Source organism: Kitasatospora sp. GAS204B, from assembly GCF_029892155.1.
GTDB lineage: Bacteria > Actinomycetota > Actinomycetes > Streptomycetales > Streptomycetaceae > Kitasatospora.
The window spans coordinates 151,495-169,724 of sequence record NZ_JARZAG010000006.1 but is presented as its reverse complement, the minus strand read 5'-3'; the positions used below and the strand labels follow the sequence as shown (position 1 = coordinate 169,724).

General features: G+C 73.8%; 15 protein-coding genes. 9 read left to right on the top strand and 6 right to left on the bottom strand.

What is annotated here, in order from left to right:
• Positions 1–6 precede the first annotated feature (6 nt).
• The 6 genes from P3T41_RS10655 to P3T41_RS10630 all read left to right on the top strand — a co-directional run bounded on the left by P3T41_RS10655 (position 7) and on the right by P3T41_RS10630 (position 8,503).
• Complete coding sequence (locus P3T41_RS10655; RefSeq protein WP_280689418.1) at positions 7–4,584, top strand: type I polyketide synthase; 4,578 nt, start codon at positions 7–9, stop codon at positions 4,582–4,584.
• A complete protein-coding gene (locus tag P3T41_RS10650; RefSeq protein WP_280689417.1) occupies positions 4,581–4,907 on the top strand; it encodes a phosphopantetheine-binding protein in 327 nt (108 codons plus the stop codon). The genes P3T41_RS10655 and P3T41_RS10650 overlap by 4 nt, the downstream gene beginning before the upstream one ends.
• A gap of 1 nt (position 4,908) precedes the next feature.
• Positions 4,909–5,730, top strand: coding sequence for an alpha/beta fold hydrolase (locus P3T41_RS10645; RefSeq protein ID WP_280689416.1), 822 nt, complete (start codon positions 4,909–4,911; stop codon positions 5,728–5,730).
• Positions 5,727–6,929, top strand: coding sequence for a glycosyltransferase (locus P3T41_RS10640; RefSeq protein WP_280689415.1), 1,203 nt, complete (start codon positions 5,727–5,729; stop codon positions 6,927–6,929). Before P3T41_RS10645 ends, P3T41_RS10640 begins: the two co-directional genes overlap by 4 nt.
• Positions 6,926–8,020 (top strand): class I SAM-dependent methyltransferase, encoded by a 1,095-nt coding sequence (locus tag P3T41_RS10635; protein WP_280689414.1) that lies wholly within the window; start codon positions 6,926–6,928, stop codon positions 8,018–8,020. Before P3T41_RS10640 ends, P3T41_RS10635 begins: the two co-directional genes overlap by 4 nt.
• A 105-nt stretch (positions 8,021–8,125) precedes the next feature.
• Positions 8,126–8,503, top strand: a complete 378-nt coding sequence (locus P3T41_RS10630; RefSeq protein ID WP_280689413.1) for a hypothetical protein — start codon at positions 8,126–8,128, stop codon at positions 8,501–8,503.
• Positions 8,504–8,545: 42 nt separating this feature from the next.
• Here the strand turns inward: P3T41_RS10630 and P3T41_RS10625 are convergent, their stop codons facing one another.
• The 3 genes from P3T41_RS10625 to P3T41_RS10615 form a co-directional block, all read right to left on the bottom strand.
• Entirely contained in the window at positions 8,546–10,141 is a 1,596-nt protein-coding gene (locus tag P3T41_RS10625) for a DEAD/DEAH box helicase (RefSeq protein ID WP_280689412.1), read from the bottom strand.
• A 294-nt stretch (positions 10,142–10,435) separates the two neighbouring features.
• A complete protein-coding gene (locus tag P3T41_RS10620) occupies positions 10,436–10,639 on the bottom strand; it encodes a cold-shock protein (RefSeq protein WP_030918248.1) in 204 nt (67 codons plus the stop codon).
• A 201-nt stretch (positions 10,640–10,840) separates the two neighbouring features.
• Complete coding sequence (locus tag P3T41_RS10615) at positions 10,841–12,391, bottom strand: PTS transporter subunit EIIC (protein WP_280689411.1); 1,551 nt, start codon at positions 12,389–12,391, stop codon at positions 10,841–10,843.
• Between the two features lie 308 nt (positions 12,392–12,699).
• Between P3T41_RS10615 and P3T41_RS10610 the strand changes: the two genes are divergently transcribed.
• The 3 genes from P3T41_RS10610 (at position 12,700) to P3T41_RS10600 (ending at position 15,900) form a co-directional block, all read left to right on the top strand.
• A complete protein-coding gene (locus P3T41_RS10610; protein WP_280689410.1) occupies positions 12,700–14,928 on the top strand; it encodes a glycosyltransferase family 39 protein in 2,229 nt (742 codons plus the stop codon).
• Between the two features lie 78 nt (positions 14,929–15,006).
• The gene (locus tag P3T41_RS10605; protein ID WP_280689409.1) at positions 15,007–15,708 is read left to right on the top strand and encodes a C39 family peptidase; all 702 of its coding nucleotides are present in this window, start codon (positions 15,007–15,009) and stop codon (positions 15,706–15,708) included.
• Between the two features lie 45 nt (positions 15,709–15,753).
• Positions 15,754–15,900, top strand: coding sequence for a hypothetical protein (locus tag P3T41_RS10600; protein WP_280689408.1), 147 nt, complete (start codon positions 15,754–15,756; stop codon positions 15,898–15,900).
• On the opposite strand, the gene P3T41_RS10595 is transcribed toward P3T41_RS10600, so the two are convergent.
• The 3 genes from P3T41_RS10595 to P3T41_RS10585 all read right to left on the bottom strand — a co-directional run bounded on the left by P3T41_RS10595 (position 15,864) and on the right by P3T41_RS10585 (position 18,150).
• Positions 15,864–16,232 carry a hypothetical protein gene (locus P3T41_RS10595; RefSeq protein WP_280689407.1) on the bottom strand — a complete coding sequence of 123 codons (369 nt, stop codon included), beginning with the start codon at positions 16,230–16,232 and terminating at the stop codon, positions 15,864–15,866. The genes P3T41_RS10600 and P3T41_RS10595 overlap by 37 nt on opposite strands.
• A 91-nt stretch (positions 16,233–16,323) precedes the next feature.
• A complete protein-coding gene (locus tag P3T41_RS10590) occupies positions 16,324–17,709 on the bottom strand; it encodes a DUF4331 domain-containing protein (protein WP_280689406.1) in 1,386 nt (461 codons plus the stop codon).
• Positions 17,710–17,826: 117 nt separating this feature from the next.
• Positions 17,827–18,150, bottom strand: a complete 324-nt coding sequence (locus tag P3T41_RS10585) for a hypothetical protein (protein ID WP_280689405.1) — start codon at positions 18,148–18,150, stop codon at positions 17,827–17,829.
• Positions 18,151–18,230 lie beyond the last annotated feature (80 nt).

The following is an 18,230-nucleotide window of genomic DNA, read 5'->3' as shown; positions in this document are numbered from 1 at the left end:
GCGCCGGTGACCGATCTGACGAACCGTCCGCCGGTGGCCGTGGTCGGCATGGCGGTGCTGCTGCCCGGCGCGCCGGACCTGGCGAGCTACTGGCGCAACCTGCTCGGCGGTGTCGACGCGATCACCGAGGTGCCCGAGGGGCGTTGGGACCCGGAGTACTACGACCCGGCGGCGGCCGCCGGGCCCGGGGACCCCGACCGGCTCTACTGCCGGCGCGGCGGCTTCCTGGACGGCTCGGTGGCGGTGCAGCCGACCCGGTTCGGCATCATGCCCAGCTCGGTGTCCGGCGCCGAGCCGGACCAGCTGATCGCGCTGCAGGTCGCCGCCGCCGCGATCGAGGACGCGGGCGGCCCGGACCGGCTCGCGGACCGCGAGCGGGTCGGGGTGATCCTGGGCCGGGGCGGGTACCTGACGCCGGGCCTGGTCCGGCTCGACCAGCGGGTCCGCAGCGCGCACCAGCTGGTGCGCACCCTCGGCGAGCTGCTGCCTGAACTGACGGACGATCAACTCATCCGGGTGCGACGGGCGGTCACCGATCAGCTGGGCCCGGACCGGCCGGAGGCGGCGATCGGCCTGGTGCCCAACCTGGCCGCCTCCCGGCTGGCCAACCGCCTCGACCTGCGCGGCCCCGCCTACACGGTGGACGCCGCCTGCGCCTCCTCACTGGTCGCCGTGGACCAGGCGGTGGGCGAACTGGCCACCGGGCGCTGCGATGTGGTGCTGGCCGGCGGGGTGCACCACTGCCACGACGTCACGCTGTGGAGCGTCTTCGCCCAGCTGCGGGCGCTCTCGCCCAGCCAGCGGATCCGCCCGTTCCACCGGGGCGCCGACGGCCTGCTGATCGGCGAGGGCACCGGCGTGGTGGTGCTCAAACGGCTCGCCGACGCCGAGCGCGACGGCGACCGGGTGTACGCGGTGATCCGCGGCACCGGGGTGGCCAGCGACGGGCGCACGGCGGGGCTGGCCAATCCGGACCCGGGTGGCCAGAGCCGGGCCGTGCGGGCGGCCTGGCGAGCCGCCGGACTGGACCCGGCCGCACCCGGGGCGCTGGGCCTGCTGGAGGCCCACGGCACCGCGACCCCCGCCGGGGACGCCGCCGAACTCGCCACCCTGGCCGAGGTGTTCGGCCCGGCCGGCGAGGGCGAGCGGGCGGTGCTCGGCTCGGTGAAGTCCATGATCGGCCACACCATGCCGGCCGCCGGCGTGGCCGGTCTGGTCAAGGCGGCACTCGCCGTGCACCACGGCGTGCTGCTCCCCACGCTGCACTGCGACGACCCGCACCCGGCGCTGGCCGGCACCCGCTTTCGCACCATCGACGCCGCCCGGCCCTGGGAGAGCGTCCCGGGCGGGCCACCGCGCCGGGCGGGGGTGAACGCGTTCGGCTTCGGCGGCATCAACGCCCATGTGGTACTGGAACAGGCGCCGGGCTCGCCGGTCGCCCTGCCGACCTCTCGGGCCACGGTGACCGAGCCCGAGCGAGTGCTGTACCTGGCCGCCGACGGGCCCGAGCAGCTGGCCGAACTGCTGGCGGCCGACGACGCGGCGCTGCTGGGCGCGGGCCACCCGGAGCCGGCCCGGGACGCGCCGCGCCGGCGGGTGGCGATCGCCGACCCGACGGCCAAGCGGCTGGCGCTGGCCCGCCGCGCGGTGGCCCGGGGCCGGTCCTGGCGCGGGCGCGGCGATGTCTGGTTCACGCCGCAGCCGCAGCTCGGACCCGGGGCCGCGGGCCGGATCGCGTTCCTCTTCCCAGGGCTGGAGGGCGAGTTCCAGCCCCGGGTCGACGACGTCGCCGACCACTTCGGCCTGGCCCGCCCGCCGGCCGCACAGCAGGCCGCGGTGGACGACATCGGGCGGCACGGTGTCGGTGTGGTCGCCGTCGGGCGGCTGCTCGACGCGGCGCTGCGCCGGGTCGGCGTCCGGCCGCACGGCGTGGCCGGGCACAGCGTGGGCGAGTGGACCGCCATGATCACCGGCGGGCTGTACTCGGGCGCGTCCGTGGACACGTTCCTGGCGGCCTTCGACCCGGACTCGCTGCGCGTGCCGGGGCTGGCCTTCGCCGCGCTCGGCGCCCCCGCCGAGCGGGTGCTGGACGCGCTGGCCAGCGTCGAGGGCATGTCCGAGGTGGTCCTGTCGCACGACAACGCCCCGCAGCAGTCGATCGTCTGCGGCCCCGAGCAGCCGGTCACCCGCCTGGTGCACTGGTTCCGCGACCGCGGCGTGCTGGGCCAGGTGCTGCCGTTCCAGTCCGGGTTCCACACCCCGATGCTGGCCCCCTATCTCGACCCGATCCGGCAGGCCGCCGACCGTTTCGAGCTGCACCGGGCGACCGTGCCCGTCTGGTCCGGCACCACCGCCTCGCCGTTCCCGGCGACCGAGGCCGAGGTGCGCGCGCTGTTCGTCCGGCACCTGCTGGAGCCGGTGCGGTTCCGGCCGCTGGTCGAGGCGATGTACGCGGCCGGTTTCCGGGCCTTCGTCCAGGTCGGCACCGGGCAGCTGGCCTCGCTGGTGGGCGACACGCTGGGCGAGCGCGAGCACCTGGCGATCGCGGCCAACTCCCCGCACCGCGACGGGCTGGCGCAGCTGCGCCGGGTGGCCGCGGCGCTCTGGGTGGAGGGCGCCGAGCCGGACACGGCGGCGCTGCTGCCCGGGCGCGACCGGGCGTCGGCGGCCGAACGCGCGCATCCGGCGGTGCCGCTGGACCTGGGCGGGGCGCTCATCTCGCTGGACCCGGCCGTCCGGACCGCACTGCGAGCCGAACTGACGCGGAGTCAGATACCACGGGCCACCGCCGCGCCCGCCCGCGATCCGGGGCTGGCCGCACTGGCCGACCGCTTCCCGTTGGCGGCCGAACTCGACGCGCTGCTGCGGGAGACCGAGCAGGCAGCCGCCGAACTGATCGGTGCGGGACGGCCGTCGGCCGAGCGCGCCACGCCGCCCGGCAGCGAGCCGGCAGCCCTCGCGGGGACGCCCGGCACCGTTCCGGTCGCCCCCGCGCCACCGCCGGCCGGCAGCACCCTACGCGTCTGTCTGGACACCATGCCCTACCTGCTCGACCACTGCTTCTTCCGCCAGCGCCCCGGCTGGCCCGACTTGGCGGACCGCTGGCCCGTGGTCCCCGCCACCACGATCGTGCAGCACCTGATGGACGCGGCCGAACGGGCCAGGCCAGGACAGCTGGCCGGTGCCGTCCATGACTTGCGGTTCGGCCAGTGGGTGCCGGCCGCCACCCCGATCGACATCGAGATCACCCTCCAGGACGCGGGCCCCGGCCGCCTCGCCGCCGCCTTCGGCAACTTTGCCGGCGGCACCGTCGAATTGACGGACCGTCATGCCGAGCCGCCGGCGCCCTGGCCGGTGGAACGGGACCCCGAGCGGGTGCCGGAGCTGACGGCGGCCGGCCTCTACGCCGAGCGCTGGATGTTCCACGGGCCGGCATTCCAGGGCCTGACCGAGCTGACCGCGCTCGGCGAGGCACACGTGCGCGGCGTGATCACGGCACCGGCCGCCCCCGGCGCGCTGCTGGACAACGTCGGCCAACTGCTCGGCTACTGGATCATGGCGACCCGCACCGAGCGGACCGTCGTCTTCCCGGTCGGGATGCGGGAGCTGCGCTTCTACGGGCCGGCGCCGCGACCGGGCACCGAGCTGCACTGCCACATCCGCGTCACCCGCCTGACCGACAGCGTCCTCGAGGCCGATGTGCAGCTGCGGGCGGGCGACACCCTCTGGGCGGAGGTGCGCGGCTGGCAGGACCGCCGGTTCGACAGTCACCCCGAGACCCGCCCGGTCGAGCGGTTCGTCGACCGCAACACGCTTTCCGCGCCGCAGCCCGGCGATTGGATGCTGCTGCACGAGCGCTGGCCGGACCTCGCCTCCCGCGACCTGATCATGCGCAACCACCTGGGCTCGGCCGAACGGACCCGCTACGAGCAACAGCCGCCGCGCGGGCGCCGGGCCTGGCTGCTGGGCCGGATCGCGGTCAAGGACGCGGTGCGCCGGTGGCTCTGGGCCCAGGGCGAGGGACCGGTCTTCCCCGCCGAGATCGAGGTGCTCAACGACCCCGCGGGGCGGCCCCGGGTGTCCGGGCTGCACGGCCGCACCCTCCCGGAGCTGGACGTGTCGCTCGCGCACCGGGCCGAGGCGGCTGTGGCCCTGGTCCGCCCGGCCCGGCCAGGCGGCGGACCGGGCGCCGGCATCGACCTGGAGGAGGTCACCGAGCGCCCCGCCGGGACCCTGGAGGTTGCCCTCGGCCCGGCCGAGCTGGCTCTTCTGACGGACTGTCAGAAGACCTACGGCGGCACCGACTCGCTCTGGTTCGCCCGGTTCTGGGCGGCCAAGGAGGCCGCGGCCAAGGCGCAGGGCACCGGCCTGCGGGGCCGACCGCGCGACTTCGCCGTGATCGAGGCGGCGCCCACCACCCTGCTGGTGGCGGTCGACGGCCCGGACGGACCGTACCTGCACCGGCTGCGCTGCACCGACCTGAGCAGCCCACCCGACCTGCCGAAGCGCGGCTACGTCGTGGCCTGGACGACGGCCGACGACCTCGACACGGACGACCTTGACGAGAGGACAGCACCACAATGACCAGCAGCGAGCAGCGCGTGGACCTGCGCCCACCCACCGAGCCGGAGGTCCTCGCCGAGATCACCGCCATGCTGGCCGTCGTGCTGGCGGACTACGGCCTGGACGAGGCCGAGGTCACCATGGAGTCCCGGTTCACCGACGACCTCGAACTGGAGAGCATCGACCTGGTGACGCTGGCCGGGCAGCTCCAGGAGCGCTGGGGCGAGCGGATCAACTTCGCCGAGTTCATCGCCGGCATGGATCTGGAGGAGATCATCGGCCTCACCGTCGGCCGGCTGGTGAGCCACGTGGTGGACCGGCTGCAGACCGCCGAGCGGAGCTGACGTGGCCTTCGTCGACCTCAACGGGCTGCGCTGCCACGTGCAGCGACTCGCCCCGCCGGACGGCCGGCCGGTCACCGCGACCGCCGTCCTGGTGCACGGGCTGCTCACCGACAGCCTGGCGAGCTACTACTTCACGCTGGCCCCCGCGCTGTCGGCCGCCGGGGTGGAGGTGCTGATGTACGACCACCGGGGCCACGGCCGGTCCGGACGGCCGCCGGCCGGCTACCGGCTGGAGCAGTTCGTCGGCGATATGGAGGCGCTGCTGGACCGGCTGGCGCCGACCGGCCCCGTCCACCTGATCGGCAACTCCTTCGGCGGCACGGTCGCGTTCGGCCTCGCGGCCCGGCGCCCGGCACAGGTGGCGAGCATCCTGGCGATCGAGTCCGAGCCGGCCTCCGAGGCCTGGGCGGCCAAGCTGGACGGCATCCTGCGCAAGGCCGAGCAACACCTGGCCGAGGAGCGGACGCTGGCCTGGGTCGCCGAGCAACGCGGCGCGCACACCGCCAGGTTGGCCCGCGCGGCCGGCGCGCTGCTGGCCGGCACCTCGCTGGCCCGGGACATCCCGGCCAGCCGGCTGCCCACCGCCGCCGAACTGCGCGCGATCCGCTGCCCGGTGCTCGCCGTCTACGGTACGGAGTCCGACCTGGCCGACCAAGCCAGCTGGCTGGACGGGCTGTTGGCCGACTGCCGGAGCACCTTCGTGGCAGGTCAGGAGCACTCCGTGCTGGTCGAGGCCCCCGAGGTGATGCGCGAGCTCGCCTTCTCCTGGCTGCGGGAGCAGGGTGTGGCGCTGCACGGCGAGCCCGAACGGAGCCTGCGGTGACCAGGTTCCTCTTCGTCGTCCCGCCGCTGGTCGGCCACCTCAACCCGGCCGTCGGGGTGGCCGCCGAGCTGGCGGCCCGCGGGCACGCGATCGCCTGGGCGGGCGTGCCGGAGTTGGTCGGCCGGCTCGCGGGCCCCGACGCCGAGGTGTTCGCCTGCGCGGTGCCGCAGGTGGGCCCGGGCGGGGCGGCGCAGCGGCCGCCGGAGTTGCGCGGACCGGGGGCGCTGAAGTTCCTCTGGGAGGACTTCCTGGTCCCGCTCGCCGAGGCGATGGCCCCGGACGTGGCGGCGGCGGTGGACCGCTTCCGCCCGGACGTCCTGGTGGTGGACCAGCAGGCGGTCGCCGGCGCGCTGGTCGCCGAGCGGCTCGGGCTGCCGTGGGTCACCTCCGCGACGACCTCGGCGGAGTTCACCGGCGCGCTGGACGGGATGCCGCTGGTGGACGCCTGGATCCGCGGCCTGCTGGGCGCGTTGCGCGGGCGCCTCGGCGCACCGCTCAGCACCGTCGATCCGCGCTTCTCCCCGCACCTGATCCTCGCCTTCACCACCCCCGAGCTGGCCGGTCCGGTGGCCCCGGTGGGCCCGATCCGCTTCGTCGGCCCGGCGCTGGCGTCCCGCCCCGCCGAACCCGACTTCCCGTGGCAGTGGCTGGACCCGGGCCGGCGGACGGTGCTGGTCACCCTCGGCACGGCCAACACCGATGCGGGCACCGCGTTTCTGACGGTCTGCCAAGAGGCCTTGCGGGCCCGCTCCGAGCGGGTGCAGGGCGTCATCGTCGACCCCGGCAGGGTGCTCGGCGAGCCCGCGCCCGATCCCGACCTGCTGGTCCTGGCGTCCGTGCCGCAGCTGCGCCTGCTCGGGCGGACCGCCGCCGTGGTCTGCCACGCCGGGCACAACACGGTCTGCGAGGCGCTCTGGCACGGCGTGCCGCTGGTGGTCGCCCCGATCCGCGACGACCAGCCGGTGGTGGCCGGCCAGGTGGTGGCCGCCGGCGCGGGCCTGCGGGTGCGGTTCGGCCGGATCAGCGCGGTCCGGCTCGGCCAGGCGCTGGACGCCGTGCTCGACGATCCCGCGCACCGCACCGCCGCCCACCGCGTCGGCGCCTCCTTCCATGCCGCCGGCGGCGCGGCCGGCGCCGCCACCGAGCTGGAGTCGCTGGCCGCCACCGTGGCGAGAACCGCCGAGAGGAGCATCCGTTGACCACCACCGAGGCAGGCCCCACCCCCGGCAAGGCGGCGGTCCGCAGCCGCCAGGTCGCCGCCCTGCGGCCCGGCTACCAGGCCGAACTGGCCGACGGCACCGACCGGTTCTTCGCACCGCGGCGCACCGACTGCCCCTGGTGCGGCGCCACCCGGCTGCGCACCCGCCTGCGCACCCGCGACCTGCTGCAGCACAAGCCGGGGCGGTTCGTGCTGGACGAGTGCCAGGACTGCGCGCACGTCTTCCAGAATCCCCGACTGACCGATCAGGGGCTGGAGTTCTACTACCGCGACTTCTACGACGGCCTGGGCGAGCAGCGCCTGGGCGGCGTCTTCGGGACCCGCGCCGCGGTCTACCGCGGCCGCGCCAGGTCGGTGGCCCCGTACACGGCCGCGCCGAGCAGCTGGCTGGACGTCGGCACCGGGCACGGGCACTTCTGCGAGAGTGCCCGCGAGCTCTTCCCGGACACCGCCTTCGACGGCCTGGACCTCAGCGAGGGCGTCGAGTTGGCCGAGCGCCACGGCCGGCTGCGGCGCGGCCACCGCGGCTCGTTCCCCGCGCTGGCCCCCGAACTGGCCGGCCAGTACGACGTGCTGAGCATGTTCCACTACCTGGAGCACAGCACCGAACCGGCCCGGGAGCTGGCCGCCGCCCACGAGGTGCTGCGCCCCGGCGGCCTGCTGCTGATCGAGGTCCCGGACCCGCGCTCGCGCTTCGCCCGCCTGCTGGGGCGCTGGTGGCTGCCCTGGCTGCAGCCGCAGCACCTGCACCTGATGCCGGCGGCCAACCTGCGCCGGCGCCTTGGCGAGTTGGGCTTCAGCGTGCTGCTGGAGCAGCACCGCGAGCCGCACGACCCGGTGGACCTGCTGGCCGCCTGCTGGCTGCTGCTGGACGCCCTCGCGCCCCATGAGGACGCGCCCTGGCTACCGGGCCTGCCACCGGGGCGAGCGCGTCGCGCCCTGCGTGGCGCGCTCCTCCTCGCCGCCTCGCCCGTGCTGCTGCTCGCAGCCCTGCTCGACCGCCTGCTCGCCCCGCTGGCGGGCCGGACCGGCCTGTCCAACGCCTACCGGCTGCTGGCTCGCCGCGACTGAAGCCGCCCGCCCGCACCGCCGCCGACTGTCCACGAGCAGTCGGCGGCGCGGCGGCACCTTCGAGCGGCTTCAGTCCAGACCCGGGCTGGCACTATCCTCGGACACATGTCGAAACCCGATGGGCTGCTCGTCGACATCGCCGCGATGGTGGAGTCCGAGCACAGCAATCAGATGCCCCTCACCGTGGTCGTGCCGGGCGCGGTCATCACCGGCCGGCTGGCGCCGGAGAGCCTCTGGCGGGAACGCGTCGCCGAGGTACTCGAAGCGTCCGACCACCTGAAGCCGTTCTCCGCGCTGTTCGCGGCCGCCGAGGCCGGCGGGTACCCGGCGGAGCCCGCCGGCGCGCCCACCCACCTGCACCTGCACGTCGCGCGGATCCTGCAAGGCAGTTACGGCCTTCCGCACACCGGCGGGATGTACCGCGTCGCCATCGCCGACGTGAGCAGCTGGACCGTCGGAGATCTCAGCTACTCGGACCAGTGACCGCCTACCCGCACCGGTGACCGGGCCGCCCGGACTCCGCTGCTACGCGGCGAGCCCGACGCGTGCCCCTCCCGACCTGCGGCCACCGCCGGTGCCACCCGTGCCACCGGTGCCGCCGGTGCCGCCGGTGCCGCGGCCGGAGTAGGGACGGCGGCTGCGGCCGCGCCCGGCGCCGGGGCTGCGACGGGGGCGCTCCACCACCGGGTCGGGCACCACGACCGCCACGCCGGTGGGCACCCGCGCGCCGGTGATGCGCGCGAGCTCCTCGTCCGTCGAGTGGACCTTCACGGAGTTGGGGGTCAACTGGGCGGTGGCCATCATCCGGGCCATCTCACGGCGCTGGTTGGGCAGCACCAGCGTGACGACCGTGCCGGACTCGCCGGCCCGGGCGGTGCGCCCACCGCGGTGCAGGTAGTCCTTGTGGTCGCTCGGCGGGTCCACGTTGACGACCAGGTCCAGGCCGTCGATGTGGATGCCGCGGGCGGCGACGTTGGTCGCGATCAGCGCGGTCACCTGCCCCTGCCGGAACTGCTCCAGGGTGCGGGTGCGCTGCGGCTGCGACTTGCCGCCGTGCAGCGCCGCCGCCTTGACGCCGTTCGCGAGCAGTTCGTCCACCAGGCGGTCGGCGCCGTGCCTGGTGTCGGTGAACATGATGACTCCACCGTCGCGCGAGGCGATGTGGGCGATCGTCGCGTGCTTGTCGTAGCTCTGCACGTGCAGCAGGTGGTGCTCCATCGTGCTGACCGTCGCGGCGGTCGGGTCCACCGAGTGCACCACCGGGTCGCTGAGGAAGCGGCGCACCAGCTTGTCGACGTTGCGGTCCAAGGTGGCGGAGAAGAGCATCGTCTGCCCGCCCTCGGCGACCTGCTCCAGCAGTTCGGTGACCTGCGGCATGAACCCCAGGTCCGCCATCTGGTCGGCCTCGTCCAGCACCGTCACATCGACCGCGTCCAGCCGGCAGTCACCCCGCTGGATCAGGTCCTTCAGCCGCCCGGGGGTCGCGACCACGACCTCCGCGCCGCGATTCAGCGCCGCCGTCTGACGGCCGATCGAAACCCCGCCCACCACGGTCGCCAGCCGCAGCCGCACCGCATGGGCGTAGGGGGTGAGCGCCTCGGTGACCTGCTGCGCCAACTCCCGGGTGGGAACCAGCACCAGGGCCAGCGGCCGGCGCGGCTCGGCGCGCTGGCCGGCGGTACGGGCCAGCAACGAGAGACCGAAGGCGAGGGTCTTGCCCGAGCCGGTGCGGCCTCGGCCGAGCACGTCACGGCCGGCCAGCGTGTTCGGCAGCGTCGCGGCCTGGATCGGGAACGGCGCGGTCACGCCCTGCCGGCTCAGCGTCGCCAGCAGGGCGCGCGGCAGGTCCAGCTCATCGAACGACTCGACGGCCGGCAGCGCCGGAGTCACGGTGACGGGAAGGGCGAACTCGCCCTGGACCGAAGAACGTTGACGACTCGTCGAGCCCGAGGAACGCTGCCCGCCGCCGGACCGCGCCCCGGAGCGGGACCCCGAGCCGGCGCCGTAGCCGGAGGCACCCGAGCCGCCCGAGCGGGAGCCGTAGCCGGAGGCACCCGAGCGGGAGCCCTTGCCGGAGCGGGAGTTGGCGCTCTGGGCGGACGAGCGAGTGGAACGGTTCATGCGGCGAAGCCTTCCTCGGGGCGGCACGTCACGAGGAGTCCTCCGCGGCGCGAGGCAGCGCGGAGATCGCATGAACGAGCCGGAAGTGTGTGCGGAGCCGGGCGGGCACGGCAGAACCGTGCGAGCCGATCCGGACGCGACGCGGTGCGTCTCGCGTGCGGGACTGGTCTCCGATGGCGGGACCCTGGGCCCCAGTGGGCCGGAGTCGATCCCGGCACAAATGCCGAGGGGCCCGCACCGAGCATGTACGCGGTGCGGGCCCCTGCTGCGTGGCAGCTGCCTGCGCAGGTGAAACTAGAGCGGACGAATGTTCTCGGCCTGCGGGCCCTTCTGGCCCTGCGTGACGTCGAACTCGACCTTCTGGCCCTCGAGCAGCTCGCGGAAGCCGTTGGCGTTGATGTTCGAGTAGTGGGCGAACACGTCAGGACCGCCACCCTCCTGCTCAATGAAGCCGAAGCCCTTTTCCGCGTTGAACCACTTCACAGTGCCATTAGCCATAAAAAAATCTCCTTCAAGAGGCTGACCGGTACCCGCCATGTGCGGGACCGCGTCGCCGCGATGATGACCCACCCGGGGAAGAGCCGGGAAACAAGAAAATGCGCCTGCGGTCAGAACCAGCAGGCGCACACAAAGTTCATGGGAACCACAACTGCAACTGCTCCGACTGTAGCAGGCCACCGGCCGAACCGGGGAACTTGTTCACAATCCTTTGCTGGAAGTGGAAGCGGTGACGGGTACCGAGGTGGCGGCGGGCACCGGGGTGGCGACGGGCACCGCGTTGAGTTCGGCGAGCATCGCCTTGGTGAACCCGAAGAAGTAGGTGGCCAGGAACCCCACCAGGTAGCCGACGAGCAGTCCCCCGACGTAGACCGCCACGGTCCGGCCCAGGCCGTGGTTGCCCTTGAGCAGCGGGAGCAGCGCCCAGCCCGAGGGGCCGATCGCCGTCGAGCCGACCTCGGTGCCCGCCATGTTGAACAGTCCGACGAACGCGCCACCGGCCGCCCCACCGGCGCACGCGGTGACGAACGGGCGGCCGAGCGGCAGCGAGACGCCGTAGATCAGTGGCTCCCCCACCCCGAGGAAGCCGGTCGGCAGGGCGGACCTGATGGTGGCCCGGATCGGCGCGTTGTTCGGCAGGCGCAGGTAGGCCGCGATCGCGCAACCGACCTGTCCGGCACCCGCCATGGCCAGGATCGGCAGCAGCACCGTGTAGCCCACGTGTTCGATGAGCGTGGTGTGGATCGGGATCAGCGCCTGATGCAGGCCCACCATCACCAGGGGCAGGAAGAGACCGCCCAGCAGCAGACCGGCGAAGGCGCCGCCCCGGGCCATCAGCCAGGTCGCCGAGGTGCCGATCGCGTCGGAGAGGTGCCCGGCGACGAACATCAGGCCGAACAGCGTCACCAGGCCGGTGATCAGCAGCGTCAGCGTCGGCGTGACCAGGGCGTCCAGTGCCTCGGGCACCCACCGGCGGCACCACCGCTCCACCCAGGTCGCGAGCGCCGCCGCGCCCAGGGCGCCCAGCACACCCCCCTGCCCGGCGGTGAGCCGCTGGCCGAAGACCGAGACGTGGGAGACCCCGGCGAAGACGATCACCCCGGCGGCGGCGCCGCCGAGGATCGGCGTGCCGCCGAACTCCTTGGCCGTCTGGTAGCCGACGAAGACCGCGATCAGCGAGAGGAAGCCGGAGGAGAGCGCCACCAGGGCGGGCACCAGCGCGGGCAACCAGTGCAGGCTGGTGAGCAGCCCGCCGATGCCCGCGATGACGCCCGACCCGATCAGCGCCGGGACCAGCGGCACGAAGACGTTGGCGACCCGACGCAGCAGCACCTTGGCGGGCGTGCCGTTCCGCTGCCGGGCCGCACGGCGGATGGCCTCCCCCCGCGCGGCCAGCCCCTCGACAGCCGACCCCTCGGCAGCCGACCCCTCCACGGCCGGCCCCTCGGCAGCCGGCTGCGCTGCGCCCGGAGCTCGCGGTGCTGAAGCGAGCTGCTGGTCCACCAGTTCCTCGAGTGCCTGCGCCACCAGGCCGACGCCGGGGCCGAGCACGATCTGGTACGTCTCGTCGTCGACCACGCCCAGCACCCCCGGCAGCGCGGCGAGCGCCGCCTCGTCGACCGTGGAGCGGTCGAGCAGGCCGAGCCGCAGGCGGGTCATGCAGTGGGCGACGCCGGTGATGTTGCCGGCCCCGCCGAGCAGGGGAAGCAAGGCGGCGGCGACGGTTGGACCCTTGTCGGCTGTTGAGGACACACCCCAATCAACGCACCCGCCACCGCCGGGACCCTGCGCAACACACCGGCCGACCCGCTCCTCGGGTGCCCGAACCTTGCCCGAACGGGTTCACCCCGCGCGAACGGTGGCCGGAGCGCCGTCCGCCCTTCCCGTCACTCCCCCATCACCCGGCCGAGGCGCATCAACCGGAGCGCGACCGGGTAGGGCTGAGCTCGGCGTGATGATCTCCCAGGAATTTCTCACCGATCTACCAGGTTTGACGGATCGTCAGGTCAGATGATGATGTCAGGTTACGGTCAACGCTCCGTCCGGCAGGAGGTTCCACCTTGTCCGCGACTGTCCTCGGTCATCCCCCGAACGCGGAGCTGACGCCCGGTCAGGGCTCCGGGAGCACCCGCAAACCCTGGCAGTTCTGGCGTTCCCCTGCCGACCAACCCGGCTGGGCCCGACCGGCGTTGCTGCTGACCGCAGCCGTCGCCGCCGCCCTCTACGCCTGGAACCTCAGCTCCGCCGACTACGCGCTCTTCTACTCCGACGCCGTGAAGAGCATGTCGGTGAGCTGGAAGGCGCTCTTCTTCGGCGCCCTCGACCCCGGGGCCACCGTCACGCCCGACAAGATCGCCGGCTCGTTCGTCCCGCAGGCCCTGTCCGCTCGCCTGTTCGGCTTCCACGCCTGGTCGGTGACGCTGCCCCAGTGCGTCGAGGGCGTGCTCTGCGTCCTGGTGACGTACCGCATGGTGCGCCGCTGGGCCGGCCCCAGGGCCGGGCTCGCCGCGGCCGGGGCGTTCACCTTCACCCCCGTGGTCGCCTCGATGTTCGGGCACTCGATGGAGGACGGCGGACTGGTCTTCTGCCTGGTGATGGCGGCCGACTGCTACCAGCGCGCGGTGCTCGACGCGCGGCTGCGGTCCCTGCTGTTCGCGGGGGCCTGGGTGGGTGTCGGGTTCCAGGCCAAGATGCTGCAGGCCTGGATGATCCTCCCGGCGCTGGCCCTCGGCTACCTGGTCGCGGCACCCGTCAGGCTGCGCCGGCGCGCGGGCCACCTGCTGCTGGCGGGCGTGGTCTGCCTGGCGGTGTCGCTCTCCTGGGTGCTGCTGATGACGGTGGTGCCGGCCGAGGACCGGCCCTACGTGGACGGCAGCACCGACAACAGCTCGATCGCGATGGTCTTCGGCTACAACGGCCTGGAGCGGTTCGGCATCCACGTGCCCGGCTCGGTGCCGACCATGAGCTTCGGCGGCGGAGCGCCCAGGCCCGGTGCCGGGGCCCCGACCGGCGGCCCGACCAGCGGCCCGACCGGTGGACCCGCCCACCCGACCGGCGCTCCGCCCGGCGGTGGCCTCCCGGGGCTGAACGGCGGCTGGCTGAAGCTGTTCCAGGGCAGGTTCGGCCCGCAGATCGGCTGGCTCTACCCCTTCGCCTTCCTCGGTCTGGCGTACGGCCTGTGGTCGCGCCGCGGCACGCCGCGCACCGACCGGCTGCGCGGCGGGTTCGTGATGTGGGGCAGCTGGCTGGCCGTGGTCGGCCTGGTGTTCAGCGAGATGAGCTCGATCCCGCACACCGCCTACATGTCGACCCTGGCACCCGCCCTGGCCGGGCTGGCCGGCGCCGGCGGCGTGCTGCTCTGGGACGCCTACCGCAAGGGCGGCCGCGCCGCCTGGCTGCTGCCGGTCGCCGTCGCGGCCGAGGCCGCCTGGGCCTGGTACCTGGGCGATTTCGCCCCCGAGTTCCTGCCCTGGTTGTCCTGGCTGGTGCCGGCCGCCGCGGCCCTCGGGATCGCCGCCCTGGTGTGGGGCCGACTCGCCCGCCGCGCACCCTCCCGCCTGCTGCTGATCGGCCTGACCGCCAGCCTGACGGGAGCCGTCCTCGCGCCGGTGGCCTGGTCGGCCTCGGTGCTCGACCCGAAGTACGCGGGCAGTTCCTTCGACGCCCTGGCCGGTCCCTCCTCCAGGGGGCTGGGCGCGATGCTCACGGAACTCATCAGCGAGGCCGGACAGCCAGGACAGCCGGCCGGCGCGGGCCACTCGCGGCCCGGCGGCTCCCCCGCCCCGGACGGCGCCCACCCGCCGGCCGGCTTCGGCGGGCCCGGTGGCGGCGTCAGCGCCGACCTCTCCGCCGACCAGCGCAGGCTGTACGACTACGTCAAGGCCCGGCAGGACGGCGCGAAGTACGTCCTCGCGGTCGACAACTGGACCTCGGCCTCGCCCTACATCCTGGGCACCGGCGACACCGTGATGCCGATGGGCGGGTTCAGCGGCTCGGTGCCCCAGCCGTCCCCGAGCGCCTTCGACTCCCTGGTGCACAGCGGCGCCGTGCGCTTCGTCCTGGTCCAGAGCGGCCCCGGCCTCGGCGCCTTCTTCGGCGGTGGCGGCACCACCTCGGTCAGCCGGATCGACGACTGGGTGAAGCAGCGCTGCACGCGGATCCCCGCCACGGCCTTCGGAGTGGCCCAGCCACCCGCCGCCGGCGGCGCCGACCCGCAGGCCCCGGCCGGCCCCTTCGGTGACCCGAACGGCACCGGCGGCACCCTCTACGGCTGTTCCCCGTCCAACTGACCCGAGCAGCTCACCCTCACCCGTTCACTCCTCGTCGGCTGCATCGCATCCACCACCATCTGACGTAGCGTCAGTTCCATGACGACCACCACCAACCGGCGCGCCCGCCGAGCCTGCTCAGCGCTCCTCGCCGTCCTCTCCGGCTCCCTGCTGGCAGCGGGAGCGGGCGCCGGGCCGGCCCGGGCCGCCGAGCACAGCCAGGTCCCGCTGTACTACCAGCAGCTGAACAACGACTGCGAAGCGAGCGCGCTGCGCATGATGCTGGCCGCCCACGGGATCCAGGCCGACGACCAGGCCATTCTGAAGCACATCGGCGTGGACCTGGTCCACAACCGGTTCGGCCGCTCCGGACCGAACTCCGGCGACCCGTACCGCGCGTTCGTCGGCGACCCGAACGGCTCCGAGAGCGACGGCACCGGCTACGGCGTCTACTACCCCCCGGTAGCCGACGCCGCCCGCGCCTACGGACTGCGGGTGGCCTACGCCGGCGAGAATCTGACGCCCGCCCAGCTGCGCGCCCACGTCCAGGCGGGCCGGCCCGCGATCGTCTGGGTCGACTACCTGTGGCGCAATCGGCCCAACCACCCCTACACCGCCTACGACGGACGCAGCGTCCGCTACGCGGGCACCGCCGAACACGTGGTCGTCGTCACCGGCTACACCGCTGACGCCGTCACCATCAACGACCCCGCCCGCGGCCACCTGACCGTCACCCCGAGCGACTTCGAAGCGGGCTACGCCACCTACGGGGACATGGCCGTCATCCTCGGCAATACCTGATCCCACGTCATAATCCCCTCCCTCGAACAGATTTCAGGGAGACCGGTGAAGCACCACGAGTGGCAGGTGGCCGAAGACCAGGGCGCGCACGCCGACGCCCAGACCGGCCACCCCATGGCGCGGTCCGTCGAGCCCGGCGAGGAGTGGGCCTGGTGCTACGCCGACGAGCTCTTCCTGGAGCCGGCCGGCTGACTGCCCTGAAGCCGGCGGTACTCGGTGACCTCGCCCCCGCGCACGGTGACCGTGCCCTCGCGGGTGTCGGCGGTGCGCCAGAGCGTGTAGTCGCCCTCCGGCAGCGGTGAGATGACGGCGCAGTGGACGACCCGTCCGGTGAGGTGCCGGGGGCGGACGGCGGCGTGGGTGCGGGTGGCGTCCTGGCCGGTGGGACTGACCTCGATCTCCAGGCCGTCCTCGGCGGGACCGGTGTGGATGATCAGGGCGCCGAGGGTGCCGCCGATCTCCAGGACGACGCTGCCTTCGCGGGAGGGGGCGGGCAGCGGCGGGTGCGGGTGGGTGTGCGTCATGCGTGGTGCCTCCTGCTCGGGGAACGGGCCGGTGCGGGCAGCCGCGCAGGCTGCCCGCACCATGTGGTGTGCCGACTGGTCGGATCGACGGTCAGCTGGACGGCGTGTGGTAGCCGTCGAAGGGAACACCGAGGTAGGGGAAGCTGTTCAGGTACGGCGTGCCGAGGCTGTCCGGGGTGAGGCCGTCGGTGATCTGGCCGGCGGCGGCGTCCGGGGTGAAGCTCGTGTCGACCAGGGGGAAGGTCAGACCGGCGATGGCCCGCAGCTCGACGGTGACCACGTCGTCGAAGACCCGGCGCCCGTTGGGGAACCCGGCCGGGTCACCGGCGACCAGGCCCAGGATGTTGGGGCTGGTGGCCGGCGGGACGGCGACGTTCAGGCGCAGCATGTCGGCCTGGGTGTCACCGGTGAAGTTCTGGAACCCGGCCACGATGCCGCTGGGGATGCCGGTCAGCAGGATGGCGAGCAGGTCCGCGCGCGCGGTGCCGGCCGCGTCCAGCGCCGCCAGGTTGGGGAAGACGCCCGGGTAGAGCACCGGCAGCAGCTTGGCCAGCTCGGGGTTGGCGACGTACTGCGCGAAGTTCTTGTCGTCCGCCGGGGGCTGGGAGTTCCACTCGTCCTTCCTCCCCATCGGGACGATGACCTCGTTGAACAGCGGGTTGCCCAGCCGGGAGACCTGCACGAAGGGGCCGGACTCGGTGGTGTGTCCGGAGTCGTCGATGACGCGGGCCTGGCGGCGGGCCGCGGTGGTCCACACGCCGATGGTGGCGTCCGGGTCCAGCACGTCGCCGGGCTTGCGGTGGTCGCGGGTCAGGTCGGTGATCGGGACCTGGAGCGCGATGCTGTGGACGTTGAGCAGCTTGGTGGCGTTGACGCCGGGGGCCGGATGGGTGAAGGCGGGCATCACGTGCAGCTGCTGGAAGGGCCGCAGGGTGCCGAGGTCGAAGATCGAGCCGAGGTCGACGTAGAAGCCCTCGGCGCGCTGCCCGGCGAACACCTTGCGCCCACCGTGAAGCGGGTGGACCGCCATGTTCGCCAGCGAGGTGTAGTCGGGGGTGGAGAGCGGGCCGATGTTGCAGGGCGGGCAGGCCAGGCCCTCGGCGATGACGCGGCGCCGCTCACCGGCCTCGACCCGGGTGATGCTGTAGGTCTGGCGCCGGTTCCAGTTGGGGTCGTCCAGCGAGTTGATCGGCCCGGTGTTGTAGAGGAAGGAGTCGGGGTTGCGGACCTCGACCCGGAACCGGAACTCGTAACTGACGTCCGGGCGCCCGTCGTTGTCGTTGTCGATGTGGATCGCGTAGAGGACGTCCTCGCCGAACTCGTAGAAGTTCGGACCGCCGGCCGGGCTCTGCAGCGGGATGTAGTTGGCGATCAGCGTGACGGTGTCGCACGCGTCGGGGCTGACGAAGGCGTAGACGTCGGTGCTGTCGGCGACCGGGTCCTTGGAGATCTCGGGGGCTTCGCGGTGGGACGACACGGGAACCTCACAGGGGGTTGTCAGTGGTGTGGGGGCAGGAGCGGGGTGGGCCGGCCGACCCGGGCGGATCGACGCCGAGGCCGGCCGACCGGAGAGTGCGGGGCTGGGTGGAGCGGGTCAGCCCAGCGCGCGGACCAGCGCGGCGGCCAGTGCCGGATCCTGGACGACGTGGTGCTTCTCGCCGCTGAACAGGTCGAGCCGGCCGGTCCGCGCGTCGCGGACGTGCACGATCATCGGCTCATCGTGCTCGGTGGCCGGCGCGGGCACCTGTTCACCGGCCGGCGACCTGTCGGCGTTGCCGGCGGCGGCCGCGCCGCTGCCGGCACCGGCGACCAGGCTCACCGCGAGCCCGGCAGCACCGACGGCAGCCGCCTGCCGCATCAGGTGCCGACGGGACGGGCCGTCGGACGGGGCGTCAGTCGCGGGATTTTCCAAGGACATGGGAATTCCTCCGGAGATGGAATGGACGGGCCTGCCGCCGACCCGGCCTGATCCGCCGCACGAGAAGGTGGCCGATCGCG

What these genes read in the sequence shown, in the direction of transcription:
- P3T41_RS10650 (WP_280689417.1), top strand. Translation starts at nt 4,581, where the DNA reads ATGACCAGCAGCGAGCAGCGCGTGGACCTGCGCCCACCCACCGAGCCG.
- P3T41_RS10595 (WP_280689407.1), bottom strand. Translation starts at nt 16,232, where the DNA reads ATGACGCACACCCACCCGCACCCGCCGCTGCCCGCCCCCTCCCGCGAA.
- P3T41_RS10620 (WP_030918248.1), bottom strand. Translation starts at nt 10,639, where the DNA reads ATGGCTAATGGCACTGTGAAGTGGTTCAACGCGGAAAAGGGCTTCGGC.
- P3T41_RS10605 (WP_280689409.1), top strand. Translation starts at nt 15,007, where the DNA reads ATGACGACCACCACCAACCGGCGCGCCCGCCGAGCCTGCTCAGCGCTC.
- P3T41_RS10585 (WP_280689405.1), bottom strand. Translation starts at nt 18,150, where the DNA reads ATGTCCTTGGAAAATCCCGCGACTGACGCCCCGTCCGACGGCCCGTCC.
- P3T41_RS10630 (WP_280689413.1), top strand. Translation starts at nt 8,126, where the DNA reads ATGTCGAAACCCGATGGGCTGCTCGTCGACATCGCCGCGATGGTGGAG.
- P3T41_RS10625 (WP_280689412.1), bottom strand. Translation starts at nt 10,141, where the DNA reads ATGAACCGTTCCACTCGCTCGTCCGCCCAGAGCGCCAACTCCCGCTCC.